Raw genomic sequence first — 25648 nt, forward strand, 5'->3', positions numbered from 1 at the left:
ACAGCGAAACGAATGCAGACCGTCCTCCACGCTGCGGCAATGGTCCCCATGAGTATCCCGAGCCCGTCGTGGTCCGGTTTCGACATTCCGCTGCCGTGGGGGACGTTGCGCATCCACGCTTACGCCCTCTGCATCCTGGCGGGCATCATCGTGGGCTTGTGGTTGACCTCCACCCGTTGGAAGCGCCGCGGGACGCCCGAAGGCAGCCTGTGGGACATTGCCATCTGGGCTATCCCGTTCGGCATCATCGGTGGCCGCCTCTACCACGTGTTCTCCTCACCGGATGCGTACTTCGGCCCGGGTTTTGACGGCACGGGGGACCTTTCCCTGATCCCTCAGATCCAACGTGGCGGCCTGGGCATTTGGGGTGCCGTCATCTTAGGTGCGGTAGGTGCCTGGATCGGCTGCCGCCGGGCCGGCGTCAAGTTGACTGCCTTCCTCGACGCCGCTGCTCCTGGATTGTTGCTGGCACAGGCCATCGGCCGCTTGGGGAACTGGTTCAACCAGGAACTCTTCGGTGCGCCCACCACCTTGCCCTGGGGACTCGAAATCGATCCCGCGAATGCCAACTTCCCACCCGATATGGCTGCGGGTACGCTCTTCCACCCGACGTTCCTGTACGAGATGCTGTGGAACCTCGTTGGCGTCGCCATCCTGCTTCTCCTGGACCGCAAGTTCAGGTTCCGGCACGGACGCCTGTTCTGGCTGTACGCGGTCTACTACACCCTGGGCCGTGTGTGGATTGAAGCGCTGCGCATCGACGATGCCGAACAGATCAGTCTTTTTGGCATCACCACCAGGCTCAATGTGTGGACCAGCATCTTCGTCTTTATTGGCGCGCTGGCGATCTTCTTCATCCTTGGCAGGCGGGGCCGTCCGGTGCCCGACACTCCTTATTTGCCGGGCCGGGAGCCGGAAAAGAAGGCGGAAGAAGACCCTGCCGCGGTGACCAGCGTCACCAGTCATGATGTGGACGCATCTGTCTCAGATACTGGTTCGCGTGGTAATCTCCCAGATAACCAAAGCGATCCGGGCCACGTTGACGAGCCGCAGGAATCAGCAGGGGACAGGGATAAGGACAGCATGTCCGGCACCGGTTCCACATCTGCTGCTACTGCCGCGAGGAAGGCCCCCGGATCCACGCCGAAGGCAGACGACACCAAGTAGTCGCGTTCGGTAAAGGGGCAACAGAGTCACCGCTCGTAGGGCCCAGTCCACAGCGTCGTGGCACCCCGGAAACCGGATCGCAGCATACCGATGTTCACTGGTCAAGCCGGGGCCAGAGGTCTGCGTAACTGTTCGTTGCGCTGGATCGGCTGGCCTACAATTCCAATTACTAGCGCTTTGTTGTGCCCGTCACAGGGCAGGCAAGGTGGGGCCAACGTTGTCCCTTCCATACGCACGATTCCGAGGAAGGACGTCTCCCATGACCCATCTTCATAACCCCGGTTGGTCCGAAAATATCGAACCTCAGGGTGCCATGTCTCCATTCAAGCGCTTTGCCGCGCTCCCGGAGGCTCAGGGTCTTTACAACCCTGACAAGGAGAAGGACGCCTGCGGCCTGGCTATTATTGCCACGCTCCGCGGGGAACCGGGATACGACATCGTGGAAGCGGCATTGACCGCCCTCCGCAATCTCGAACACCGCGGCGCCGTGGGCGCCGATGAAGGTACCGGCGACGGTGCAGGCCTGCTCATGCAGGTTCCCGACGAGTTCTTCCGGGCCGTCACCGAATTCGAACTGCCAGCCCCGGGCCAGTACGTGGTGGGCACCGCCTTCCTTCCCGCTGAGTCCCGTGAAGCCGAGACTGCGAAGGCCGGCATTGAAGCACTTGCTGCTGACGAGGGCCTGACGGTTCTCGGCTGGCGTGAGGTTCCCGTGGTCGCCGACCTCGTAGGCGCCATGGCACGGGCCTGTATGCCGTACTTCTCTCAGCCGTTCTTTGCCTCCGCCACCGGTGAGCAGCTTGAGCACAACGAGCTGGACTCCCGCGCCTGGCGTATCCGCAAGCGTGCCCAGAACAAGTTCGGCGTGTACTTCCCGTCCCTGTCCTCGCGCACCATTGTGTACAAGGGCATGCTGACCACCGCCCAGCTGGAGCCGTTCTACCCGGACCTTTCGGATAAGCGCTTCAAGACGAAGCTCGCTATCGTCCACTCGCGCTTCTCCACCAACACGTTCCCGTCATGGCCGTTGGCGCAGCCTTTCCGCACCATCGCCCACAACGGTGAGATCAACACGGTGAAGGGCAACCGCAACTGGATGCGTGCCCGCCAGTCCCAGCTGGCCAGCCCGCTGCTGGGCTCGGTCCCCGAAGAGCTGTACCCGATCTGCACCCCTGGTGCCTCGGACTCCGCTTCCTTCGACGAGGTAGCCGAGCTCCTCTGGCTGTCCGGCCGCCCCATCACGCACTCCATCATGATGATGATCCCGGAAGCGTGGGAGAACCACGCCACCATGGATCCCGCCCGCCGTGCGTTTTACGAGTACCACTCACTGCTCATGGAGCCGTGGGATGGCCCGGCCGCTGTCTCCTTCACCGACGGCAACCTCGTCGGCGCAACGCTGGACCGCAACGGCCTGCGCCCGGGACGGTACTGGATCACCGAAGACGGCCTCATCATCTTCGCCTCCGAAGTTGGCGTGATCGAGGTGGAGCCTTCCAACGTGGTCAAGAAGGGACGCGTTGCTCCCGGCAAGATGTTCCTGGTGGACACTGAGGCCGGACGCATCATCGACGACACCGAGGTCAAGGCCGAGGTCGCTGCAGCAAACCCGTGGGCTGAGTGGCTCAAGGACAACCTGATCGACATCAACGAGCTCCCCGAGCGCGAGCACGTCGTTCACACGGCTGCGTCCGTGAACATTCGCCAGCGGACCTTCGGCTACACCACCGAAGAGCTGAAGATCCTGCTCGGGCCCATGTCCCGTACCGGCGCTGAGCCCTTGGGCGCCATGGGTTCAGACACTCCTGTTGCTGTGCTCTCCAAGCGTCCGCGCCTGTTGTTCGACTACTTCGTGCAGTCCTTTGCCCAGGTCACCAACCCGCCGCTTGATGCCATCCGCGAAGAGCTGGTCACCTCACTGAAGTGCGCCATCGGTCCCAACGGCAACCTGTTGGATGGCAAGCAGGTCCGCCAGCCGCAGATCTCCCTGCCGTTCCCCGTGATCAACAACGACCAGCTCGCCAAGATCGCGAACATTGAAAGCCCCGACGGCGACCGCATCGCCATGAAGGTCCGTGGCCTTTACCGCCCAGAGGGTGGAGAGGCGGCACTGCGTGCACGCCTGACCGAGATCTGCGAGCAGGTCTCCGGTGCAATCAACCGTGGCGTGCAGTACGTTGTGCTGTCCGACCGTGACTCCAACGCGCAGTGGGCTCCGATTCCTTCGCTCCTGCTGGTCAGCGCAGTCCACCACCACCTGCTCCGCAGCGCCAACCGAACCAAGACCGCGCTCGTGGTTGAGGCCGGCGACGTCCGCGAGACGCACCACGTGGCGGTACTCATTGGTTACGGTGCATCTGCCGTCAACCCGTACCTGGCCATGGAATCGGTTGAACAGCTGATTTCCAACGGCGACGTCACAGGCGTCACTGCCGAAGACGGTGTCTACAACCTCATCAAGGGCCTCGGCAAGGGTGTCCTGAAGATCATGTCCAAGATGGGTATCTCCACTGTGGCTTCCTACACGGGCGCCCAGACCTTCGAAGCGTTGGGCCTGTCCCAGGAGCTCGTGGACGAATTCTTCTCCGGCACGCACTCCCAACTGGGCGGCGTCGGCCTGGACGTCATCGCCGCGGAAGTTTCGGCACGCCACCAGATGGCGTACCCGGAAGGCGGCATCGAGCACCCGCACCAGCCGTTGCTCGGAGGCGGCGAATACCAGTGGCGCCGCGACGGCGAACCCCACCTCTTCAACCCGGAGACGGTGTTCCGCCTGCAGCACGCCACCCGCGAACGCCGGTACGACATCTTCAAGTCCTACACCAAGGGCATTGACGATCAGTCCGAGAACCTGATGACCCTTCGCGGGCTCCTTAAGTTCAAGGACGGTGTCCGTCCGGCTGTTCCGCTCGAGGAAGTGGAGCCTGTCTCCAGCATCGTGAAGCGTTTCTCCACGGGTGCAATGAGCTACGGCTCCATCTCGAAGGAAGCCCACGAGACCCTGGCAATTGCCATGAACCGTTTGGGCGCCAAGTCCAACACCGGTGAAGGTGGCGAGGACGTTGACCGCCTGCTGGACCCGGAGCGCCGCTCTGCCATCAAACAGATCGCTTCCGGCCGCTTCGGTGTCACCAGCTTGTACTTGACCAACGCCGATGACATCCAGATCAAGATGGCGCAGGGTGCCAAGCCCGGCGAGGGTGGCCAGCTGATGGCCCAGAAGGTCTACCCCTGGGTAGCCCGGACGCGTCACTCCACACCCGGCGTCGGTCTCATTTCGCCGCCCCCGCACCACGACATCTACTCGATCGAAGACCTCGCGCAGCTCATCTACGATGCCAAGCGCGCCAACCCTTCGGCCCGCGTGCACGTGAAGCTGGTTTCGGAAGTCGGGATCGGCACGGTGGCGTCCGGCGTCACCAAGGCGAAGGCCGACGTCGTGCTTGTTTCAGGTCACGACGGCGGTACCGGCGCCTCGCCGCTGAACTCGCTGAAGCATGCGGGCGTGCCCTGGGAACTTGGCCTCGCCGAGACCCAGCAGACCCTCATGCTCAACGGTCTCCGCGACCGTGTGGTGGTTCAGGTTGACGGTCAGCTCAAGACTGGACGCGACGTTGTCATTGCTGCCCTGCTGGGTGGCGAGGAATACGGCTTCGCGACTGCACCGCTGGTTGTTTCCGGCTGCATCATGATGCGTGTTTGCCATCTGGACACCTGCCCTGTTGGTGTTGCCACGCAGAACCCCGAGCTTCGCTCCCGGTTCAACGGCAAGCCCGAGTTCGTGGTCAACTTCTTCGAGTTCCTCGCAGAAGAAGTCCGCGAAATCCTGGCCGAGCTCGGATTCCGCAGCTTGGAAGAGGCAATCGGCCACGCCGAAGTCCTGGACACCCGCGAAGCGATCAACCACTGGAAGGCCGAAGGGCTGGACCTCGATCCCATCCTGCATGGGCTCGAGTTCGACGACGACGTGCCGCTGCGCAACATGACCGGCCAGAACCACGAGCTGGACAAGCACTTTGACCAGCGGCTGATCACCATGGCGCAGGAAGCACTCAGCGACCGCATGCCCGTCAAGATCACCCTGGACGTCATCAACACGGACCGTTCCGTGGGTACGATGCTCGGCCACGTGGTGACCAAGACGTTCAGCACCGATGTGCTGGCGACCGATACGATCGATGTGACGCTGAACGGTACTGCTGGCCAGTCCCTCGGGGCTTTCCTGCCTGCCGGTATCACGCTGCACATGTTCGGCGACTCCAATGACTACGTAGGCAAGGGCCTTTCCGGTGGACGCATTATCGTCCGTCCGGACCGCACCAACGTGTTCCAGGCTGAACGCAACGTCATTGCCGGCAACGTGATCGGCTACGGTGCCACCAGCGGCGAAATGTTCCTGCGTGGCCAGGTTGGCGAACGGTTCCTGGTCCGCAACTCCGGTGCGACCGCCGTCGTCGAAGGCATTGGCGATCACGGTTGCGAATACATGACCGGTGGCCAGACGCTGATCATCGGCCGTACCGGCCGCAACTTCGGTGCCGGCATGTCCGGTGGTACTGCCTACGTACTGGACCTGCAGCCTGAGCGCGTCAACAAGATGGCCCTCGATACCGGTGAACTCCAGCTCCTGGAGCTCGACGCCGAGGACCGCGACATCGTTCACGGCCTGCTGACCAAGCACGTCGAGGAAACCGAATCCGTCCTGGCCGGCCGTCTGCTCGAGAACTTCGACGACACCGCCGCCCGCATCACCAAAGTACTGCCGCGCGACTACGCCGCAGTCCTGCAAACCCGTCTCGACGCCATCGAAGAGGGCCTTGACCCCGATGGCGAAGAAGTATGGTCTCGAATCCTGGAGGTAACCGGTGGCTGATCCACGCGGATTTCTGAAAGTCCGGCAGCGCGAGACGCAGCCACGCCGTCCCGTTCCCGTCCGCATCATGGACTGGAAAGAAGTATACGAAGCCCAGGAAAAGGGCGTCCTGAAGAGCCAGGCGGGACGCTGCATGGACTGCGGCGTACCGTTCTGCCACCAGGGTTGCCCGCTGGGTAACCTCATTCCCGAGTGGAACGACCTCGTGTGGCGGGACAAGGGTGAAGAAGCTATTGAGCGCCTTCATGCCACGAACAACTTCCCGGAGTTCACCGGCCGTCTTTGCCCTGCACCCTGCGAAGCGTCCTGCGTGCTGGGGATCAACCAGCCTGCCGTGACCATCAAGCAGGTTGAGGTTTCGATCATCGACCAGGCCTTCGACAACGACTGGGTTCAGCCCCTTCCGCCCACACGCCTCACCGGCAAGACGGTGGCTGTGGTTGGTTCCGGTCCCGCCGGCTTGGCCGTGGCACAGCAGCTGACCCGAGTGGGCCACACTGTTGCCGTGTACGAGCGCGACGACAAGATCGGCGGCCTGCTCCGCTACGGTATCCCCGACTTCAAAATGGAGAAGGAACAGGTTGACCGTCGCCTGGAACAGATGAAGGCCGAAGGCACGCGCTTCCGGACCGGCGTCGCTGTGGGTACTGATGTGACCTGGGAGCAGCTGCGACGCCGTTACGACGCCGTTGTTGTCGCCACCGGCGCCACCGTCCCGCGTGACCTGCCCATCCCGGGCCGTGAGCTTGAGGGTGTCCACTTCGCCATGGATTACCTTGTTCCGTCCAACCGCAAGGTGGCGGGGGAGAACCCTGAGAACCACATCGATGCGCGCGGCAAGCACGTTGTCATCCTTGGTGGTGGCGATACCGGTGCTGACTGCATCGGCACCGCCCACCGCCACCAGGCTGCCTCGGTGACCACGCTCGCGATCGGCAAGCAGCCGCCCGCCGAACGCGCCACCCACCAGCCGTGGCCAACGTTCCCCACCCTTTTCGAGGTCGCCAGCGCCCACGAAGAAGGCGGCGAACGTACCTACCTTGCATCAACCGTTGAGTTCGTTGGAGAAAACGGCAAGCTCACCGGCGTTAAAGTTGCTGAAACCGAGTTCGTGGATGGCAAACGCCTGCCCAAGGCCGGTACAGAACGAATCATTCCAGCTGACCTTGTGTTCTTGAGCCTGGGCTTTACCGGTGCTGAGCCGGCAGGTATTACGGAGCAGGTCAGTGCAGAATTCGACGGTCGGGGCAACGTTGCCCGCGACGGCTACTACATGACGAACACTGAGGGAGTGTTTGTTGCCGGTGATGCCGGACGTGGCCAGTCACTGATTGTGTGGGCCATTGCGGAAGGCCGTGCGTGCGCGGCTGCAGTGGACAGGTTCCTGATGGGAAGCACCATCCTCCCGGCACCGGTCGCCCCCACCGACCGGGCGATAGCGGTCTTATAGCGCCGGCAGGAACACTTCTTTTACTCAATCAGCATGACTACTTAGGGTAGGTATATGAGACGCGCGAAAATTGTGGCAACTTTCGGCCCGGCAATCTCCAGCTTCGAGAACACCCTCGCGGTGCTGGAGGCCGGCGTTGACGTTGCTCGCATGAACATGAGCCACGGCGACTACTCCGTGCATGACACCACCTACGAAAACGTCCGCAAGGCCGCCGCCCAGCTTGGCAAGCCCGTGGCCATCATGGCCGACCTCCAGGGACCCAAGATCCGCTTGGGTCGCTTTGTTGACGGCCCGCACGAGCTGGCTGTGGGCGACACTTTCACCATCACCACCGAAGACGTCCCGGGCACCAAGGACATCTGCTCCACCACGCTGAAGAGCCTCACCGAAGACGTCAACGTGGGCGACGCCCTGCTCATTGACGACGGCAAGGTGGCTCTGCGAGCCCTCGAGGTTGACGACGTCAAGGTTGTCACCACCGTCACGGTTGGCGGCAAGGTCTCCAACAACAAGGGCATCAACCTGCCCGGTGTTGCCGTCAACGTCCCCGCATTGAGCGAAAAGGACGAGGACGACCTCCGTTGGGCCCTCAAGCGCGGCGCCGACCTCATTGCCCTCTCGTTCGTGCGTGATGCCTCTGACATCAAGCGCGTCCACGAGATCATGGATGAAGAAGGCCGCCGTGTGCCGGTGATCGCCAAGATCGAAAAGCCGCAGGCCGTGGAGCAGCTCCACGAAATCATCGACGCCTTCGATGCCATCATGGTTGCCCGTGGCGATCTCGGTGTTGAATTGCCGCTCGAAGAGGTGCCGATCGTCCAGAAGCGCGCCATTGAACTGGCACGCCGTTGGGCCAAACCGGTCATCGTGGCAACCCAGGTCCTGGAATCCATGATCGACAACCCGCGTCCGACGCGCGCCGAGGCTTCCGACTGCGCCAACGCAGTTCTCGACGGCGCCGATGCAGTCATGCTCTCCGGCGAAACCTCTGTGGGCCAGTACCCCATCGAAACCGTCAAGGTCATGGCCCGGATCATCGAATCCACCGAAGTCCACGGCCTTGAGCGCGTCCCCCCGCTGGGAACCAAGCCCAAGACCCGCGGTGGCGCCATCACCCGTGCCGCCGTCGAAATCGCCGACCAGCTGGACGCAAAGTACATCTGTACTTTCACCCAGTCCGGCGACTCGGCACGACGCCTCTCGCGCCTGCGCCCGGTCAAGCCGGTCTTCGCGTTCACACCGGTTGAGCACGTCTGGAACCAACTGGCCCTCACCTGGGGCATCCAGCCGGTGCTGGTTCCCTCCGTGGGCCACACCGACGAGATGACTGCACAGGTGGACAAGAGCCTGCTGGAAATGGATCTCGTGGACGAAGGCGACTTGGTGGTCATCGCTGCCGGTTCCCCTCCAGGACAGGCCGGTTCCACGAACTCGCTGAAGGTCCACAAGGTAGGCGACCTCGCCGACACCTCCAAGACCGACGACGGTTCACGCAAGGAACCCGTTGGCCCGTGGCCTGAAAAGAAGTCCAAGGCCAAGAGCTAGTTCTTCAGTTTTGTTTTGCGAAGTGGGTCCCGCCGTGCGGTGGGGCCCACTTTGTTTTGTGGTGATGACGACGGCGGCCGCCCACCTCGCGTGAGGTGAGCGGCCGCCGTCGTGTGTTGCTTTGGGTTAATTGACCTGGTTGATGATGGTTTCGGCAACCTCACGCATGCTGAGGCGACGGTCCATGGAGGTCTTCTGGATCCAGCGGAAAGCTTCCGGCTCCGTCAGGCCCATCTTGGTGGTCAGGAGGCTCTTGGCGCGCTCTACAAGCTTGCGTGTGGCGAACTGCTCCTGGAGATCGGAAACCTCGTTCTCGAGCGCCTTGATCTCCTCGTGACGGGAGAGGGCGATCTCGATGGCCGGGATCAGGTCTGCAGGGGAGAAGGGCTTGACGACGTAAGCCATGGCGCCGGCGTCGCGTGCGCGCTCCACCAGTTCCTTCTGGCTGAAAGCGGTCAGCAGCACAACAGGTGCAATGCGTGCCTTGACGATCTTCTCAGCTGCCGAAATGCCGTCCATGACAGGCATCTTCACGTCCATGAGGACAAGGTCAGGCTTGAGTTCCTCGGCCAGCTGCACGGCCTTCTCGCCGTTGTCCGCCTCGCCTACGACGTCGTACCCTTCGCCCTTCAAAATCTCGATAATGTCCAGGCGGATGAGGGTCTCATCCTCGGCTACGACAACTCGTCGGGCCGGCTGGGCTGTGGACGTGGACTCCGTCTGTTCGGTCACGGGATCTCCTTGAAAAGGTTCGGCGGGTTCATGTCCATCTTAGTGTGGACTCTTTGATGGCTGGTTTTTGTTGCATCAGCGCGCCCGGTTCTTTGAATCAGCCTATCTGCATGTAGAGTAGTTTCGCGTGCTGGGAAAGGATCGCGTTGCTCACAGAAATGAGAGCAGTCAGCGAGATTTAACCTCCCGGTAATCCGCGCCCGAGTGGCGGAATTGGCAGACGCGCTGCACTCAAAATGCAGTATCGAAAGGTGTGTGGGTTCGAGTCCCACCTCGGGCACGATGTTGTTGCAGGTCAGGGGCCTATATGGCCCCTGACTGTGTACAAAACCCCTAAAAGTGTGTACAGCGGCGTAGCGTTTTATCTATGGCCAGCATCTCCACCCGACTCAAAAAGGACGGTTCCCAGTCCTTCATGGTCCGCTGGCGGGATCCCAAAACTGGCAAGGCGCAAGGGCTCACGTTCGTCTCTCATTCTGAAGCCGAGACTCTCAAGCGGTTGCTCGATGCCAATGGCCAAAACTTCGAAGTAGCGCAGCATGCGATCCTCGAGAACGCCAAGCGCGTGCCGACGGTTGCTGAGGTTATCCAGGAACACATCGACCTTCTGGTTCGACCATCCAGCGGTACCGTGAAGACCTACCAGACCATGTTGGATCTGCATGTGAAGAAGGTCATCGGCGGGCTGCCGGTCGACAAGCTCGACTACCGCGCCATTGCCTTTTGGGTGAAGTCGATGATGGTCAAGGGCCGGTCGCCCAAAACCATCAAGAATGTGCATGGACTCATCTCGGCCTCGATGAACACCGCTGAGATGCTCGGGTACATCACGCGCAATCCTTGCCGCGGGGTGCAGCTGCCGAGCGTCGAGAAGGCCGAGGACGAAATGATGTTCCTCACCCATGCGGAGTTTAGCCTGATCATGGAGAACATGGGGGAGCGGTACCGAGACTTTACGAACTTCCTGGTGATGACTGGAACGCGGTTTGGGGAAGCTACTGCCCTGACGGTTGCCGACATTGATCTGCTGGGCAAGCCGGCGACTGCCCGCATCAATAAGGCCTGGAAGCGGGATGGCCAGAATCAGTTCTACATTGGGCCGACTAAGACCGGTGCTGGTAAGCGGACGATTGGGTTGAACCCTGCGCTGGTGGAATTGTTGATTCCGCTGGTGGCTGGCCGGCCAAGCGGCGATCTGCTGTTCACGACGCCAAAGGGGGAGCGGATCGTGCACAAGCTTTACTGGCACCACTACTGGGTGCCCGCGGTGAAGGCCGCGCAGGTTCGTGGGCTGAGGAAGGATCCTCGTATCCACGATCTGCGGCATACACATGCGTCGTGGCTGATCCAGGACGGGGTGCCGATCTTTACGATTTCCCGGCGCCTTGGGCATGCTTCGATCAAGACCACTGAGCAGGTCTACGGGCACCTCATGCCGGAGGCGCTGCAGGTTGGGGCCGATGCGACGGAGCGGCAGGTCGCGGCGTTTATGCGGTGATGCTGTTCTGGTCTCTTAGGAGACGAGGCGGTTGCGTGCGCGCGTGCCGATGAGGCGGGTGCTTGTTGTACTGGCGCCGTGCGACGTAGATGACGGATGGGAAGTTGGCAGGATCTCGCTGAGCCTGGCTATCTCTGCGATATGTTCAGATGTGAACACGATTTTTCCTTTGCCCCAGCAAGCGTGCGGAAAGCGCCCAGCTGCCGCGCCATCGCGCAACCATCCTTCGCTGCAGCGCATAAGGGCTGCGGCTTCAGCAGGTTCGAAGAATTCCATGTCCATGTGAGTCCGCCCATTCGGTTTGTTAGCCGTGACAGTTCATTTCAGAGTTCTTGGCATCGGACATGATGAAATGGAAATATATGCGCTGCGCGGTGACTGTGGCCGCCCTCCGACGTCACCATCACCCCGCATTCCGTGTTCAGCAGCCGACCAGAAAGAAGGGCCACCTCCATCGAGGATCATGTTCAGACATATGAACGAAGGGTTGGCGAATAGCTCTCACACAGGCCCAAGTCCTAAGAGACAACGGTGGGCTTGGTCGACGGCTTCAACGTCCAAAAATGTATCATCCTTCATAGGAGGCGTCACTGTAAGATTACGTAGATCCGCGACAAGAACTAACTGCACATCGGCTAGGAGCGTCAATACGGACAGAATCAGTCGGTCCATCATAGGACCGGGGTCAGCATAGAAACGGCCACCATCTGTGGTCTGAATAGACCATTCGTTTGGATTCGCTGTTCGAGAGGCAGTTTCTGCGATTTCCTTTCCTTCGCTAGGTGGGATTTCGATCCAAGTGGCTACGACTCGGTGCCTCTCGCTCACAGCGACGGATTCCAGACCTTCAGCATGGATCGTATTTCTGAGAAGCCGCAGCATGGTTAATACAGACTCGTGTTCAGCATGTTCGTAGTATGCACTCCAAAGTTGGGATGCGCTAAGTTTTAGCTTTTTTGCCCAGTCCTTCTTTTGCCAAGCGACCAAGTACATGGGTATAGGCAGCTGATAGATCGTGTTCGCGAGTCGCGCCGTTGCGTCGATAGCACCCATTAATGACGTGAGAAGTGCTTCGTAAAGTGCAAGCAAGTCTTCAGCAGTGTCAATGTCCTGAAGGCCGCATATCAGCTGCCAGATCTGATCTCGCCGCTCGATGCTGCGGCTTATTCGGCGAAATGCAGCAGCGGCGAGGCGAACCGATTCCGGCTCTTCGCGGTCAGCTGCCAGGAGTTGACTCCGGCGGAGAATCTCTAATTGGTGAGGAAGGAACAGAGAGGCAGAAGACTCGTAGAATATTGTCTTGTTGGAATCGACGGTGATTTGCGGAAAGATCGCCCGCGAGTACTCGCCGCGAGAGCGGAGGAACAGTCCCCCTATCGATATAGCGTCCGCCACGTCGACAATCGTGAGCCCGCGCACGAAAGAAGAACGCAGTGAGTGCAGCCCCTGCCGGCGGGTGACAAGAATGTCGGCACCTATTTCCTCCGCTGCGGCAACCATGAGTGCTTCGGGCGTGTACTCCATGGCCAGGTCCTCGCTGCGCATCTCCGCAATCCCACGTGCAATGGCGGCCACGATGTCGCCGCTTAGTGCAGAGGAACTAACGGACTCGCCGTTGCTCCGGAGAACACCGTGCGAGCGAAAAGGGCTGGGTTCCTCGTCGCGGGTCACCTTCAGCCATCCCACGGGAGCCGAGCCGAAGAAATTTGAGTCCAAAGTTTTCGCGTTCGGAGGAACTCCATCGTCCGAGATGCGATAGAACTCGATGGCATCGTGGGCCAAAAGTCCGGACAGTTGTACCGAGCCCTCCTCAGCAAGGTCCACCGTGTCAGCGTCGAGGACTACCAGAAGGTTGCGACGGGCGCTCTTGTCGAACAGGTCTCCGCGTGACTGAGTGTGACTTTGGCTGGGGCGCAGGGCAATCATGGCATCATTCTTCAGGACTCAGTGCCCTATTGCGCGCATACACGGCGACTGATGAGAACAGGTTGCTTCAGTTATCAGCAGCCGCTGTTTCGCGTTTGTATTCGACCGGGCACTTTTTGTTAGGCGAATCATCAAGCCATCGGCCGTGTGGTCTTCTAGCCCGTTCAACTGCCGTCCGTGCGGTGGTCTCGGTCGAGTAGTTCAGTTGCGGCTTCGTGTAGGTCTGCTGGGCCGTGCACGTACCTTCCTCCACCAGTAGTGGGCGTCCTAGCGATGGGATGATGCTGTTGGGGCTTGCCGCGGTCGAACGCAGGTCACGTCGCCTTCACAGTAGCTGGCGACGCCTAACTATTTTCTGACGCCATCGGCGGTACTTATTCCGCCGACCCTGACCACGGGTTCATTGGCCGGGGTCCCATCCTTCGCTTCCTCGGCTGGGCAATACAGCCCAGCCGAGTTCTCCGACGAGCTCCATCCAGTCTTAGTCTCTCTGGTCATGTGGTAGTCCCGAAGGACGTGCCATCCGGTGGACAGCAGCCAAAGACAGAAGGAACTTCTAGAGCCGGAGCGAATCGAGGACCGATGTCGGTGCGGGCTTCCGCCGACTGTGGTTCTGGACATCACGCACTCGCGGCATCACGGTAACTTTGCCGATTGACGACTTGGGTTGGCTGAAGAAACGGCCCTCTTAGGAGGCCAGCGAACTGTCCGACCTCCTAACGCTGTCTCTAAGAGGAGGCCTTCGCCTGATTAAAAGTCTCGTTCTTATCCGTCATCGCTCCTTCTCTCAGCCTCAGAATCGTGGCGGCGGGCGTCCTGTTGGTAGCTGTCTGCGATGCCACGTAGTATTCGGGCCGTGCGGGGCCAACGCGTGGAGATCTTCGCCGCCATTTCTCGGTACTTCCTCTCGAGTTCGCGCTCCTGATCTCCGCCATCATAAATGCCTCGGCTGGTGACCCCGCGGCTGTTCACCTCGCCGATATGCAGACCAGTGTCCAGTCGGGCATTTCCAATATTCTCGATGATTTCTCGGACGGATTCGGCCGGCCACACGCCATCAGTCCCGACAGGACTTGATGCCAGGACTTGACCTATCTGTTCATCACCGATGGCAGTGCGCCCGCTGTCCGAGAAGGCGAGCCGCGCAGCTCGGACCCAAGCCATCAAATGGTCCCCGTCTACGGTGCCGTCTTCGGTGAGCCCAGGAATAGTGTGCCAATTTGTGAGAACGCTGAAGGACCGATGAGCGAAAGCCTTCTCTTGAGCGGTGGGGTCCCGTTTTGGGTCATCGTCCCCTCGGTATATAGCGTTGATCATGCTGATGAAGTCGCTGGGATCCGCTCCCAGAGCGCGGTAGAGTGCGGCGGACGGGTGATGATCATGCAGCAGTTCGAAGAACAGGAACTCATAGCCTGGAAGGTCCTTGTCGTCAGGGAAGTGTTTCTCCATGTATTCCACAACGTTGCCGAGGTAGTAGCTGCTCATGGTTGTGTCTTGGATGCGTCCAGCGCCGTCCCGGATTCCTTTAAAAACTCCTTTGATGAGGTCAGCAGACGGCCCAGCGCCGTCATGAATCATTTCGCTGAGAAGAGCCACGGCTTCCCAAGGGCGACCGTGGTCGGTGAGGAGGCCAATTGCTTCTTCGCGCTCTTCCGGCGGGGCATAGAGATGTTGCGTCCCAGACCAGTACGCTGCCTCCAGTTCTTCTCCAAGGGAGGCAACCTGAGTCCAATACAGTTTTTCGAACGGAACGGCCGCCATGAGCGCTTCCTGCGCAGTCTTCTGCGCCATTTCAGGACTGTCCAAGGCCATTTTAAGCCAAGAAAATCCTTCCTTGGCGATCCTCTCTCGTGCGAAGACCAAGGCGGCCTGTCGCGGATTCTGTTCCTGACTGCTAAGCCAACCGAGGATCGCATCCTCTGGCGCGTCAGCTCTTTCCGAGAGCATACGGCCCAGAATCTGAGGATTCTTGGCATCGAGGGTCAGCGAGGCCAGCGCATCCGCGCCAAGCTTTAGAACTTCTTCCAGGGCCTCGTTTCGTAACCGGGCCAGTTCTGCGTCGTAGCCTTCTTTACCCCACTTGTAGTTGCGGATGCGAGGCCGCCAATCAAAGAGATTGGAAAAGCGACGGGCGTCTTCATCAGGTGTCAGAGCTTCAGCCAAAGCGCGAACCACCGTCACGTCTTCGGCCGACATGGCCCACTCCGCATGCGCGTACTCTTCGTGTTTGTCGGCTTCCCTGGCCAGTGATTCCCAGATCGCGTACCGTTGCTCCTTCGTCCAGGAGCCAGCACCGATGGCATCCCGGAGCCTCTGAATAATGATTCCCCGGTCATCGGCGGGCAGCACTGCGAGTTTCGGAATCACTTCAAGCCAACGTTGAGTGTTCATACCAACGACTTCCATGGCGATAGCAACGAGCTTGTGGACGAAGCGACCCCAGTCTTCGTAAGTGACCGTTTGCCTGACAGGGCTCCAATCCCGATACGTCGGCGAGTGAGGCGGGAACGCAGTCGCGTGGTACTGCGGCCAGACTCCCATGAGAAGCTTCCAGCCGATGGCAGGCTCACGCTGAACAATCACTTCTATCACCGTGAGCTTGTCGTCCACGGGGGCACCGCTCTGAGGAAGCCAACCGGTTACGAGCCCCTGAAGACTTTCGATGGGTCGGTTGCTGAGCCGCCCTCCGGGGTCTACAGACGAAAGCCGCCCTATCAGTAGTGCTGCGCGCCCGAAGTAATCGGGCGACCAGCAGAGCGTTTCGAGAGACCAAAGGAGACTCGGGTGGGGCGAAGATGGTCCAAAAAGTCCGTCTTGTTCTTGATCTCTAAACATCGCGCGCAGGACCGGGTTTGGTTGCTCAAGGCCTATTTCGACGGCGTCTAAGAAGATCTCAGGGGACGCCTCGGCCATCGCCGGGAGACAGATTGCCAGCCGCGCCCATGTGTCCCCCGATTTGTCCGCGTTTGCGGTGCTGAGCAACCTGTGGACGATCGTGTCCACATGACTTTCTATCCGAAGTTCCGATGGAAGCTGCGCAGCATTGGCTGCTGACAGTGCCAAGCCGTTCGCGAGTCCCTTTTTCAGTACGTCGGAGAAGTGCTGAGACTTGTCGTCCGTACTTTCTGTCAAGCGGGCTGCGGCGTCCATGCCTTCGTGTGGGTCCGGTTTGAGCAAGACATCCTCGACCGCTTCTCTCCAGCGGGCCAGGTCGCTAGTTGTGAGCGTCGGCAGAAGAAGAATGGCGGCTTCTGTTGGCGATGTCAGTTTCCACGTACCTCCCGAACGTACGAAGGGTGCATCAATACGGGTAGTGAGCCTGGTCAGGAGTCTCTCTACGTCTACCCGTGAAAGCCCAGTCAACTTGTGCAAAGCAACGAAATCAGCTTCCCGGGTAGACCATTCGCCGGCAAGTACAAGAGGTGCCAAGGTGCCAGCGGTCTCGGCGCTGGCGACCCAGTCCGGCCTGCGGAAACGCGGCTCCAGGGCGATTGAGCGGATGAGTGCGGCCATGCTTCGACGCGCGAGAGCCACCATCGCTTCGGCCTCGTCCCAGTCGGAAACCACAGCCTTCAAGGCCTCTCGGGCGGCAACGCGGTCAATCTTTGCAAGTTCGATCGCTTTCCCACCGAGAATGACATCGTCGGGCTCAGCGATCAGGACAACGCGGTGTCCACCATTCACCGCCGCTGCCAGGTCGGGGTCGCTGTCGAATTCCGGTATCAGGATGAGGGGAACAGTAGATTCCACCAGTCGTTGCCACGCGGTTTCATCAGTAACCACGATGGTGCGGTAGAGAAGATCTTTGTGCGATGCCAACACTGAGAAGATGAAGGCAAGCGCCTCATCGCGCCACTGTGAAGTTAAAGTCACGATTGCATCGGCCTTTGCTGCGCCCGTCAGCACGGTCCGGAGTTCATCCGACGCGTTTGATCGCCCTGAAGCGAAGAATTCCGGCGGAAGCGGGATAGTGGTGCGTCCCTGGAATGAGTCCCACCAATGTTCAATCGTTTGCGCATCTCTGGGTCTATAGCCGAGTCGCTCGGAAATCCAGTAGTGCACCGGTGGAGACGCCTGCAACCACCCTTCAAGTCGGTGAGCATCAATCGCTATTACTCCTGCGAACTTCGATTCTGCAGTGCGTTGAGTCACCCAAGCCTTTGCCTTCGGCCAGTTGCGGGGCGTTGCGAAGACGAAAATCGAATTCGAGTCCTGAGGGAGCGACGCTACACGGTTTTCGTAGTCATCCTGTGCCTTCCCTTTCGGGTTGGCTTCCGTTCCGAATTCGAATCGCAGTTCACCGGAGGGAAGATATGTGCTGCCGATTGATGTTGCCGTGCCATCCCAACCCGGGGCCGCACCGCCTTCGTGCGCCCGCACGTCGACGTTGGTGACGCCGGGTGTCACGGCCAAAAGGCGACGGATGAGTTCGGGGAAGGCCCCTTTTGCATCCTCCCGTGCCGCCCAGTTATTAAGTTCATTTGCACCAATCAGCTCCGGCCCGCCGGTCCGGAGCGCTGGTGCTACTGATGATGCGCTTTCGCCACGCTCCTTGAGAAGGCGTTCAACCTCCTCAGGTGCAAAACGATGTTGTGATGAGCCGGGAACGCGCGCGGAGACCAGCGTTCCTCCTTTGACCCAGTTTCTCACGGTGTTCTCGTGGACGCCGAGCAGCGCGGCTGTTACGCGCACGTTAAGGAGTTGCTTGTTCTTGGCGTGATCCGCACTACTCATAACAAAAGAATAGAACATTGTGGACTTTGTTGACTTTCGGATGTTGCTCTCGTTGCTTGTTGAACGACCGCTCGCTTCTAGCAACGAGCCAACGGCCACCCCCCATACGCAGAGATAAGGCAGTGCCGCCGGTAGTGGCCGGGGGGTGCAACGTGAAACCAAGCTCTAGACATGTCCAGAGTGCGGGCGTTCAATTGGAGGAAGGGTTCGTGAGTGGCTTTACGGCAAGACGTGTCAGGTCACCCCGCCCTGAGTCGAAACGCATCACTGGGGATGCCATGAACAGCAACCGAAATCACACGAAACAAACAGCGGCAGAGCGTGCAGCGAGAGCCTTCGATTCCTTGCCGCTGCCGTCCCATCTGAACCTGGAACGACTTGTCAAAGTGGTCGAGGGCGTCCGACATCGTCCAATTCAGATTGAAGCTGCCGGAGCTCTGAACGGCGGCTCTGTATGTGGATTATGGCTTTCCACGGACGATGTTGAGATCATCCTGCATGCGGTCAGTCCTTCTGGCCTCCATAGACAACAATTCGTCCTGCACGAACTCGGGCACATGGTCTTGAGGCACGACGAACTCGTGGTCCCTGCCGATTACATCGAAGTCCTTTTCCCAAGCCTTCCTGTGGCTCTTGTCTCACGCGTCCTTGCCCGGAGCAGCTTCACAGACGACTTAGAAGCCGCTGCGGAATCGCTCGCCGATCTCTTTGCAGGAGCAATCAGAAACAGTGCAATGGAGCCCAGATCGTTCGAGAGGATTTTCGAATGATCCAAGTTGTGGCCGCAGCTTTGATTTGGCTACTCGTCGTCGCCCTCCTCCCAGGAATCCGAGTGCGGCGCGATCACAGCGTGCTGACAGCCGCCGTCACGATTTCAATCGCCCTCACGCTGAATATCGATCAGGTCTATATAGGCACAGATTCGATACTGGGTCGTGATAACGTCGTGGACTTGTTGGCCAACATATCCATGGTCGTGGGCATCTACTTTCTCTCGAGAGCTATTATCCGGGCGGCGACGCAGGATGAGACGGGCGAGAAACGAGACAGTGCCGGCGTGACCCTCTTGGCCGTGGTGATCGTGGGCCTTGCAGCCAGCTTCAGTGCCATCGTCACCCAAGGCAGTTCCACTCGTTTCATGGTGGATTACGGTGACCAGTGGCCTGCTGCCCTCTACTCATCCATTCAGTTCCTCTACATCGGCTACGTGGTTAGCGTTACCGGTGTTACGTGTTTTCGATTCCGCGGCGACATGTCGAGGCCCTATTTCCGCACGGCATTTACGTTAATAGGGTTGGGCTGTAGCTTCGCCGTACTCCTCGTACTGCTTGTGCTGGTCATGGATGTTCTGCATTTGCAAGGACGCCTGGACGCTATGCGTGCGGTCGCGCCTATTTATGATGCGGTGGTCATTGCCGCCATGACCTTCCTGTGTGTAGGCCTGGCCATCCCGCCCGTGGCAAGTCGAGTTCTCCGCCGTAGGAAGTCCGTAACTGAGGAGGAGTTGATCAGCGACCTAACGAAAATCTGGGATAAGACAGCAAAGAAGCGGCAAGACGTTAGGCTCGTGCCAAACACCGAAATAGTCAGCCAACAAGACCGTGCCCAAAGGCTTCATAGAATGCTCGTTGAAGTACAGGACGCACTGTTAGTCGAGCCCGGTTTAGGCAGTTCCTTGGACATCTACGACCTCAGTGTCTTGAACGCCGCTGAGATATACCTGGCGGGGCCCTTCGTGCGCCAAGTTTCAGTTCGTCGAGGGAAAGGGGAGAGGTCGCTATGACGGATGATGGTGCCAGCGTCTCCGAGACGCCGCAGTCCAAGTTGGCTCGGAAGCTCAATTTGCTCCTCGACCTCTATGAAGCAGGTGGCGCAGAGACTCTGAGTTACCCAAAGATCAGTAAGCACATGAGCCAGCGTGGGACCCCGCTGTCGCGATCCCGTTGGGCTTACATGCGCAGCGGAGATAGTTCATTGGCTACTGATGCCGCGCTGCTAAGAAATCTGGCTGAGTTCTTCGGGGTGGACCGCGACTACCTTCTCGACGATGCAGGGGAGATCCCGCGGCTAGTGGATGCGCAGTTGGAGCTTCTGCGGGCATTGCGTGAGTCTCGTGTGCGCACTTTTGCCGCCCGACAGCTGCAGGGGATCTCTCCAGAAACACTGGAGAAGCTCCGCCAGGTGATTGACGACCGAAGGAAGCAGACGGGGGAGAACGGTGTCGGTGGCTTATAGGCAGCTGGTCATCGGTGTCGGGCTGACAATGGGATTGGTCGTGTTCCTGGCGGGTCTTTGTGGATCTGCGTACTTTGCGCGCCGAGTAGTCGTACCTAAATTCGGCCGTCGCGAAGATCTTTCCATTCGGTCGGTGTATCCCTGCAGCGATGGGCAACTTTTCATTGAGCTGCCTGAAACCATACACACCAAGGCCGCGGGACGACACAGCTTATGGTTTGCGAAGGGGGCCGGCCATGCGTGCTTAGGTCCCGTGGTTGAAACGAGTCCGGACAGAGGCTTAGTCACCCGCGTGGTGGAGCGCGTGGACTCCGGAAACCTTGCACAAGCGGCGGCAGGGATCTGGAGTGGTTACGTCTACTCCGAACCCGAACAACTAGGCCTGCCATACCGAAACGTTCAGATTGCCGTCGACGACGGCGTGGCTCCAGCCTGGAGGTTCGACTCGCCTCCTTCTGACAGGGCTAGGACATGGGCGATCCATATCCACGGGATGGGGGGCAGGAGAGCCGGTTGTCTTCGAGGCATACCAGTCACCAGACGTCTGGGACTGACCTCGCTGGTTGTCTCGTTCCGAAACGACGGCGACGCACCGCCGTCGTCCGATAAGCGGTACAGACTCGGCGAAACCGAGTGGCGCGACGTCGAAGCGGCTATCACTTATGCCGTTGCCGAAGGCGCTGAGCGCATTGTGATCTTCGGGTGGTCAATGGGTGCGGCCTTAGCCCTACAAGCGGCAGCCCTTTCAGCGCACGCTCCTCGAATAGTGGGGATGGTTCTCGACGCCCCCGTCTTTGACTGGCGTACAACGTTGCGCGCGAACGCCAAGGCCGCCGGGTTGCCACGTCCGCTCGTGCAGTTGGGGTTCGCCATCCTTCAGTCGAAAGCGCTTCGGTGGGTGACCGGCCTCGCCGAACCGATACACCTAGATGCCCTGGATTGGCTAGCGCGGGCGGGGGAGCTGAAGAAGCCGATCCTGATCCTCCATGGCAGGAAGGATGACACCACCCCGTTTGAAGCATCGAAAAGGGCTGCGACGGTGCGGCCCGACCTCGTCAGCTTGGTGGAGTTTGAGTCCGTGGGCCACTCCCTCGAGTGGAATTTCGACCCCGACAAGTGGGAGCACTCCGTTGAGGACTGGTTCCATGGCCTCGCGTTGGCTGACGCTAGTCCTGAACAAGCGGTGGCGTCGTAGGAGGCATTTGCACGGAGTATTGGTCGGCCAAGTCGATGAGCTGGCTCTCAATAAGCGCGGGCCGAGCAGCGAAGCGCTCACCGTCCAAGTCATGAACGAGGCCGGCTAACTCGAGGAGCATGAGATGACGTCGAATGGTGGCCTTCGAAGTCTGGAGCTCTGAAGCCAAGACGGTACGGGTGGCCGGCCCGCTCCTTATCAAGAAGCGGAGTATCTGGGTGCGTGTTCGGTTCATCAGGATGGATGTCGACATGCAAACCACGGCTCGGGGTGAGAAGGTTGAAAGCTGTAGACGGGTCTACAACGACAGGATACGCCTGCGGTCATCCGCACAACAGATTCAAACTGCAAATGATTGTGTCGGTACGGCGCTCGCGGAATACTGATGGCGAAGGAGCCATGGTCACGGTCAGATAGGCAATCGAAAGGTGGAGCATGCCGGCGAAAGACGCTAGCCGCAACGGCGAGCTACCGCAGGCAACGCTCGCGCGGCGATTGAACCTCCTGCTGGACGTGGTTGTTGCCGAGAGGGGATCGCCGGTTACTTTCAGGGAAGTTGAGGCCGGACTCCACGCTCGGGGTGTCAAGATCTCACGGGCCAGATGGTTTTACATGAAGGATGGAACTGGACGTCTGGTCAGCGATCCCCAGGTGCTCACCGCCATCTGTGATATGTTCGACGTCAATCCTTCCTATCTGCTGAAGGGCATTGAAGGCGACATTCCAGAGCGCATAGATTCACAGTTGGAGTTTGTGAAGTCGTTGAGGGCGGCCCGAGTGAAGTCATTTGCCGTCAGGACCCTGGGGGATGTCTCCCCGGAGACGTTGCGCGCTATCTCCGAGTATCTGAACAAGGACATCGAACTTCACCCTCATGGAGAAGGGGCAGCAGCTATTCCTCCAGGACGTAGCGAAGGTGAGCATCCAGCAGCTCCTTGATGCGAGCGGGATTCGCTGAGTACCGCGGGGACCGGCCGTGGCGGCGCCCGGCCGGAACGTCGACGACGATCGCCCCTACCTGCTCCAGAGCGACCAGATGCTTTGCGACACTTGGCTCGCCAGCGCTGACGGAATCCACGATGTCCCCGCGCGTCGCTGGGCCGAAAGTCGTTAGAAACCTCAGTATTTCGTTCCTAGCCCTGTTTCCAAAGGTGGCCACCGCTGCCTCGACGTCGGGTGACCAGGCATCGTCGTGAGGCTGCGTAATCCGTGGCATGGCTCAATTCTTGCCGAACAACATGAAAAAAGTAAGAAGCGGACTCTTGACGATACTTAAAGTATCTTTGACAATAAATTTTAGATGCTTTGGTTTTGCGGCTGAGTTGGTCGGCTGCGACAAGTGGCCACTTTGCGGCGAACGTTAGAGAACAGTAGCTATTCGAAGCGGTGAGGGCGATGAGCCTAAACGACAAGATTGAGCAGGCCGAACAACTGCAGTCACGTCCCGGAACGGTGGACATCTCGCTCACTGGTCCGCCGGAGCCGATGTTGTCCGTGTCCGTTGACCAGATGATGGGGGCGGTTGAAGGGGTGCGGCGCTACGTCGTTTCTCACTTGGCTCATATCGGCCGCGCGTGCGATGTTGATGACGTACTGCAGGACATCCGTGTGGCTGTTTGGAACGGCGTAGCGAGGGGGAGCTACCGCGCGTTGCCTGGTGTCCCCTTTGAAGCATGGGTCCAGGGCGTGACGTCGAACATCTGCGCCGCCCACGCTCGACGCGAGCTCAACCACAAGACGCTACCTCTGTTGCTCGACCCCACAGGCGACGAGGTTTCGGGTCCATGGGGACGGCTTTCAGCGATCCTTATCGCTCAGGAGAATCCCGAAAACCAGGAGATCATCGACCATGAGTGGGCCGTTATGGTCTTGCAGCTGACTCGTGAAGCTGTGTCAGCGCCGACATGGCGGATGGCTGTTGAGAGCCTCACCGCGCCTCGCCAATATGCGCTCCCAGCGCCGCACGACCGCCGTCGTTGGAACGCCGTGACAGCTGTGCGCCAGACGGCGAAGACAGTCAGCCTGGCACTCGATGTCACCCCGGGCAGCATCGGCGATATCGGTCAGCTCTGTCAGCGTGCGGTTGAGTGCCTCCCCAGTGTCCTCCTGCGTGAGGTCGCCAACGCGATAGTTCTTCCTGACATTCACGGATTGGAACGGCAAACAGCGATTGCTCGTCTGGCCCGGGAGCTGGGCGTCACCGATCGCTATGTTGCTGTGCAGATCGGCACTGCGCGGCGTCTGTACCAAACTGCTTGGCGCTTAGTCCGCAGGGCGGCCTCCTTCTAATCGGCGGATGCCTTTGCTCCGCAGCTGACGACCAAAAGCCTTTGAGGTGGTGATCATGAGCGTACGCAAGGCCAACGGGGTTCGGGCTCGTTTAGGTCGATGGGTCTTTGGACTGACGATCATTCTCATGGTTGGTTCTTTGACGCTGCTAATTGCGCTGCCGTCCAAGGGGCCAGCCACGGGGGCTGGTCCTGTAGCTTTGGCTCCTGCTTCGATCGCATCTCCAGCCGCGCCACGGCCCTCGGCTAAGCCTTCGGGAACAACCAAACCGTCGGCTGTATCGCCTATGCCCGGGCCGATGGACTTTCGCGCAGTTGCCTCTGCCGCTGCCGAGGCTATCTACACGTGGGATACGAGGACCTCGTCCTACTCAGAGGTCTACGGCAGGATGCGCGATCTTTGGATTTTGCTTCCGGATGGTTCCAATCCGTGGACCGTTCTGGTTCAAGAGTTCGAGGCTACAGGTTTAAACGCTGGATCCTTCGTGACTTTGGCGGGCCAAGGGGCCTTTCGGGAGGCGAAGGCGGAGTCATTGACGTGTGACGAGCAACTGGTCAAGGTGCGCGAACGGCCGGCTCCGTGGCCCGGGCTACATGTCTGCACTGTGAGACTCTCCGTCGAGGACCACGCGTCGGCAAGTACCAACACGTACTCCGCACCCGTCAGTGTCATGGTTAACTGTCCTCCAGCTCCGTCAGCACCTGCTGATCGTTGCGTGATGGTTGCGTTCTACGCGTCATCCGACCGAATCGTTTACTGATGCCTCATCCCGGGCTTGCCGTAGTTCTCGTGCGACGACGCACCCTTCTCAGGTTGGTTGGAGCGTTCGTGGCGGTGGTCGCGCTCGCATTTGCTGTAGTTGCCAGCGCGGTGGCGGTTGTTTTGGTGGGGGACCATACGACGACGGCCGTCGCCTGTGTCCCTGGCGCTGAGGCTGGTGTTGGTGGCGGCCCCGATGTGCTCGACCTGCCAACCGGCGTTGGAGTCGCCGGGCTTTCGGCGGCTCAAGTGAATGTCGCCAAGGGGTATGTCTCGGTCGGGAAAGGACTCGGTCTGCCTCGAGAGGCACTAGTCATCGCCATCATGATGTCTTTGCAAGAATCCAGCCTCCGAATGCTTGCCAATACTAACGTCCCCGATTCCTTCAATTACCCGCACGATGGAGTCGGCAGTGATCACGACTCCGTCGGATCGGCTCAGCAGCGTCCTGCCGCCGGGTGGGGGAGTGTCCAAGAATTGATGGATGTCACCTACAACGCAAAAGCCTTTTATGGAGGGATATCGGGGCCGAATCACGGAAGCCCTCGGGGGTTGTTGGATATCCCCGGTTGGGCTTCCCTGAGTAAAGGACAGGCTGCACAGTCGGTGCAGGTTTCGGCCTTCCCCGAGCTGTACGACCGATGGGAACCGCAAGCGTCCGCGATCGTGGATGCACTCAGTGGGATTGCGCCAGCTCCCGCTTGTACGGACGCTCCCGCCGCGAGCTCTGGCGACGTCTCAACTGAGGGGCTGAGCCAGATCCGCCAGGACATCCTTCGCGTCAGCAAGATGGGGGTGGGCGGCGCCTACGTTTGGGGCGGTACTGCGTTCAAGGCGTGGGACTGTTCTGGGTTCGTTCAGTGGATCTATCGTCAGGTGGGAATTGAGCTGCCACGTGTGGAGCAGTGGAGGGTAGGACGTATGACCGATAATCCGCAGATTGGGGATCTGGTGGTACAGAATCCCCAAGGCTCAAACAACTGGGGTCATGTGGGTATCTACGCTGGTGATGGGACGATGTTCAGTGCGCTGAATCCAGCAGCTGGGACGCTGCTGCACCCAATTGACTGGAACTCGGGTACGGCGTACTTCAGTATATTGGGCGCGTCACCGTGAGCGTACGTCGTTAGCTGTCTGGCATGTACGCTGAGGGTGTTCCCTCATACGATGGCGAGGCTCGAACCACGTAATGAACCCGCGATGGAGGGAACGAACTCGGCTAGACGTCACCGACATATTTGC

19 protein-coding genes and 1 tRNA gene are annotated in these 25648 nt (G+C 59.8%); 13 read left to right on the forward strand and 7 right to left on the reverse strand.

Going from position 1 to position 25648, the window contains the following annotated elements:
- Positions 1 to 12 precede the first annotated feature (12 nt).
- The 4 genes from lgt (at position 13) to pyk (ending at position 9038) form a co-directional block, all read left to right on the forward strand.
- Positions 13 to 1167 (forward strand): prolipoprotein diacylglyceryl transferase, encoded by a 1155-nt coding sequence (gene lgt, locus ACNAOT_RS09310; protein ID WP_420180813.1) that lies wholly within the window; start codon positions 13 to 15, stop codon positions 1165 to 1167.
- Positions 1168 to 1426: 259 nt separating this feature from the next.
- Positions 1427 to 6040 carry a glutamate synthase large subunit gene (gene gltB / locus ACNAOT_RS09315; protein ID WP_420180814.1) on the forward strand — a complete coding sequence of 1538 codons (4614 nt, stop codon included), beginning with the start codon at positions 1427 to 1429 and terminating at the stop codon, positions 6038 to 6040.
- Complete coding sequence (locus ACNAOT_RS09320; protein WP_091466800.1) at positions 6033 to 7490, forward strand: glutamate synthase subunit beta; 1458 nt, start codon at positions 6033 to 6035, stop codon at positions 7488 to 7490. The genes gltB and ACNAOT_RS09320 overlap by 8 nt, the downstream gene beginning before the upstream one ends.
- Before the next feature lie 54 nt (positions 7491 to 7544).
- The gene (pyk, locus tag ACNAOT_RS09325; RefSeq protein ID WP_420180815.1) at positions 7545 to 9038 is read left to right on the forward strand and encodes a pyruvate kinase; all 1494 of its coding nucleotides are present in this window, start codon (positions 7545 to 7547) and stop codon (positions 9036 to 9038) included.
- Between the two features lie 126 nt (positions 9039 to 9164).
- Here pyk and ACNAOT_RS09330 read toward each other — a convergent pair whose 3' ends face one another.
- Entirely contained in the window at positions 9165 to 9770 is a 606-nt protein-coding gene (locus ACNAOT_RS09330) for an ANTAR domain-containing response regulator (protein WP_011774540.1), read from the reverse strand.
- 198 nt (positions 9771 to 9968) lie between these two features.
- Between ACNAOT_RS09330 and ACNAOT_RS09335 the strand changes: the two genes are divergently transcribed.
- A tRNA-Leu gene (locus ACNAOT_RS09335) sits at positions 9969 to 10050 on the forward strand.
- 87 nt (positions 10051 to 10137) lie between these two features.
- Positions 10138 to 11268, forward strand: coding sequence for a tyrosine-type recombinase/integrase (locus ACNAOT_RS09340; RefSeq protein ID WP_420180816.1), 1131 nt, complete (start codon positions 10138 to 10140; stop codon positions 11266 to 11268).
- Between the two features lie 15 nt (positions 11269 to 11283).
- On the opposite strand, the gene ACNAOT_RS09345 is transcribed toward ACNAOT_RS09340, so the two are convergent.
- The 3 genes from ACNAOT_RS09345 to ACNAOT_RS09355 all read right to left on the reverse strand — a co-directional run bounded on the left by ACNAOT_RS09345 (position 11284) and on the right by ACNAOT_RS09355 (position 17928).
- Positions 11284 to 11550 carry a hypothetical protein gene (locus ACNAOT_RS09345; RefSeq protein WP_420180817.1) on the reverse strand — a complete coding sequence of 89 codons (267 nt, stop codon included), beginning with the start codon at positions 11548 to 11550 and terminating at the stop codon, positions 11284 to 11286.
- Positions 11551 to 11769: 219 nt separating this feature from the next.
- On the reverse strand, positions 11770 to 13194 hold the full coding sequence (locus tag ACNAOT_RS09350) for a hypothetical protein (protein WP_420180818.1): 1425 nt from the start codon (positions 13192 to 13194) through the stop codon (positions 11770 to 11772).
- A 765-nt stretch (positions 13195 to 13959) separates the two neighbouring features.
- Positions 13960 to 17928: a helix-turn-helix domain-containing protein gene (locus ACNAOT_RS09355; RefSeq protein ID WP_420180819.1), complete on the reverse strand. Its 3969-nt coding sequence runs from the start codon at positions 17926 to 17928 to the stop codon at positions 13960 to 13962.
- A 278-nt stretch (positions 17929 to 18206) separates the two neighbouring features.
- On the opposite strand from ACNAOT_RS09355, the gene ACNAOT_RS09360 reads away from it, so the two are divergent.
- The 4 genes from ACNAOT_RS09360 to ACNAOT_RS09375 all read left to right on the forward strand — a co-directional run bounded on the left by ACNAOT_RS09360 (position 18207) and on the right by ACNAOT_RS09375 (position 21358).
- Positions 18207 to 18698, forward strand: coding sequence for a hypothetical protein (locus ACNAOT_RS09360; protein WP_420180820.1), 492 nt, complete (start codon positions 18207 to 18209; stop codon positions 18696 to 18698).
- A complete protein-coding gene (locus ACNAOT_RS09365; protein ID WP_420180821.1) occupies positions 18695 to 19711 on the forward strand; it encodes a hypothetical protein in 1017 nt (338 codons plus the stop codon). Before ACNAOT_RS09360 ends, ACNAOT_RS09365 begins: the two co-directional genes overlap by 4 nt.
- Complete coding sequence (locus ACNAOT_RS09370) at positions 19708 to 20163, forward strand: hypothetical protein (RefSeq protein WP_420180822.1); 456 nt, start codon at positions 19708 to 19710, stop codon at positions 20161 to 20163. Before ACNAOT_RS09365 ends, ACNAOT_RS09370 begins: the two co-directional genes overlap by 4 nt.
- Before the next feature lie 253 nt (positions 20164 to 20416).
- The gene (locus ACNAOT_RS09375; protein ID WP_420180823.1) at positions 20417 to 21358 is read left to right on the forward strand and encodes an alpha/beta hydrolase family protein; all 942 of its coding nucleotides are present in this window, start codon (positions 20417 to 20419) and stop codon (positions 21356 to 21358) included.
- On the opposite strand, the gene ACNAOT_RS09380 is transcribed toward ACNAOT_RS09375, so the two are convergent.
- Positions 21330 to 21611 (reverse strand): helix-turn-helix domain-containing protein, encoded by a 282-nt coding sequence (locus ACNAOT_RS09380; protein ID WP_223948714.1) that lies wholly within the window; start codon positions 21609 to 21611, stop codon positions 21330 to 21332. The genes ACNAOT_RS09375 and ACNAOT_RS09380 overlap by 29 nt on opposite strands.
- A 182-nt stretch (positions 21612 to 21793) precedes the next feature.
- Here ACNAOT_RS09380 and ACNAOT_RS09385 point away from each other — a divergent pair, with 182 nt between their 5' ends.
- Positions 21794 to 22297: a hypothetical protein gene (locus tag ACNAOT_RS09385; RefSeq protein WP_420180824.1), complete on the forward strand. Its 504-nt coding sequence runs from the start codon at positions 21794 to 21796 to the stop codon at positions 22295 to 22297.
- Here the strand turns inward: ACNAOT_RS09385 and ACNAOT_RS09390 are convergent.
- Positions 22251 to 22574, reverse strand: coding sequence for an ArsR/SmtB family transcription factor (locus ACNAOT_RS09390; RefSeq protein WP_128397298.1), 324 nt, complete (start codon positions 22572 to 22574; stop codon positions 22251 to 22253). The two genes, ACNAOT_RS09385 and ACNAOT_RS09390, sit on opposite strands and share 47 nt — an antisense overlap.
- A gap of 179 nt (positions 22575 to 22753) precedes the next feature.
- On the opposite strand from ACNAOT_RS09390, the gene ACNAOT_RS09395 reads away from it, so the two are divergent.
- A complete protein-coding gene (locus ACNAOT_RS09395) occupies positions 22754 to 23647 on the forward strand; it encodes a hypothetical protein (protein ID WP_420180825.1) in 894 nt (297 codons plus the stop codon).
- 753 nt (positions 23648 to 24400) lie between these two features.
- On the opposite strand, the gene ACNAOT_RS09400 is transcribed toward ACNAOT_RS09395, so the two are convergent.
- Positions 24401 to 24655, reverse strand: a complete 255-nt coding sequence (locus ACNAOT_RS09400) for a hypothetical protein (RefSeq protein ID WP_420180826.1) — start codon at positions 24653 to 24655, stop codon at positions 24401 to 24403.
- 105 nt (positions 24656 to 24760) lie between these two features.
- On the opposite strand from ACNAOT_RS09400, the gene ACNAOT_RS09405 reads away from it, so the two are divergent.
- Positions 24761 to 25522, forward strand: coding sequence for a C40 family peptidase (locus ACNAOT_RS09405; RefSeq protein ID WP_420180827.1), 762 nt, complete (start codon positions 24761 to 24763; stop codon positions 25520 to 25522).
- Positions 25523 to 25648: the final 126 nt, after the last annotated feature.

It is taken from the genome of Paenarthrobacter sp. TA1.8 (assembly GCF_048595705.1).
Taxonomy (GTDB): Bacteria; Actinomycetota; Actinomycetes; order Actinomycetales; family Micrococcaceae; genus Arthrobacter; species Arthrobacter nitroguajacolicus.

What these genes read in the sequence shown, in the direction of transcription:
- ACNAOT_RS09380 (WP_223948714.1), bottom strand. Translation starts at nt 21,611, where the DNA reads ATGTCGACATCCATCCTGATGAACCGAACACGCACCCAGATACTCCGC.
- pyk (WP_420180815.1), top strand. Translation starts at nt 7,545, where the DNA reads ATGAGACGCGCGAAAATTGTGGCAACTTTCGGCCCGGCAATCTCCAGC.
- ACNAOT_RS09390 (WP_128397298.1), bottom strand. Translation starts at nt 22,574, where the DNA reads ATGCCACGGATTACGCAGCCTCACGACGATGCCTGGTCACCCGACGTC.
- ACNAOT_RS09365 (WP_420180821.1), top strand. Translation starts at nt 18,695, where the DNA reads ATGATCCAAGTTGTGGCCGCAGCTTTGATTTGGCTACTCGTCGTCGCC.
- ACNAOT_RS09360 (WP_420180820.1), top strand. Translation starts at nt 18,207, where the DNA reads ATGAACAGCAACCGAAATCACACGAAACAAACAGCGGCAGAGCGTGCA.
- ACNAOT_RS09345 (WP_420180817.1), bottom strand. Translation starts at nt 11,550, where the DNA reads ATGGACATGGAATTCTTCGAACCTGCTGAAGCCGCAGCCCTTATGCGC.
- ACNAOT_RS09405 (WP_420180827.1), top strand. Translation starts at nt 24,761, where the DNA reads ATGCTTGCCAATACTAACGTCCCCGATTCCTTCAATTACCCGCACGAT.
- ACNAOT_RS09340 (WP_420180816.1), top strand. Translation starts at nt 10,138, where the DNA reads ATGGCCAGCATCTCCACCCGACTCAAAAAGGACGGTTCCCAGTCCTTC.
- ACNAOT_RS09395 (WP_420180825.1), top strand. Translation starts at nt 22,754, where the DNA reads ATGAGCCTAAACGACAAGATTGAGCAGGCCGAACAACTGCAGTCACGT.
- ACNAOT_RS09370 (WP_420180822.1), top strand. Translation starts at nt 19,708, where the DNA reads ATGACGGATGATGGTGCCAGCGTCTCCGAGACGCCGCAGTCCAAGTTG.
- ACNAOT_RS09355 (WP_420180819.1), bottom strand. Translation starts at nt 17,928, where the DNA reads ATGAGTAGTGCGGATCACGCCAAGAACAAGCAACTCCTTAACGTGCGC.
- ACNAOT_RS09385 (WP_420180824.1), top strand. Translation starts at nt 21,794, where the DNA reads ATGCCGGCGAAAGACGCTAGCCGCAACGGCGAGCTACCGCAGGCAACG.
- ACNAOT_RS09350 (WP_420180818.1), bottom strand. Translation starts at nt 13,194, where the DNA reads ATGATTGCCCTGCGCCCCAGCCAAAGTCACACTCAGTCACGCGGAGAC.
- gltB (WP_420180814.1), top strand. Translation starts at nt 1,427, where the DNA reads ATGACCCATCTTCATAACCCCGGTTGGTCCGAAAATATCGAACCTCAG.
- lgt (WP_420180813.1), top strand. Translation starts at nt 13, where the DNA reads ATGCAGACCGTCCTCCACGCTGCGGCAATGGTCCCCATGAGTATCCCG.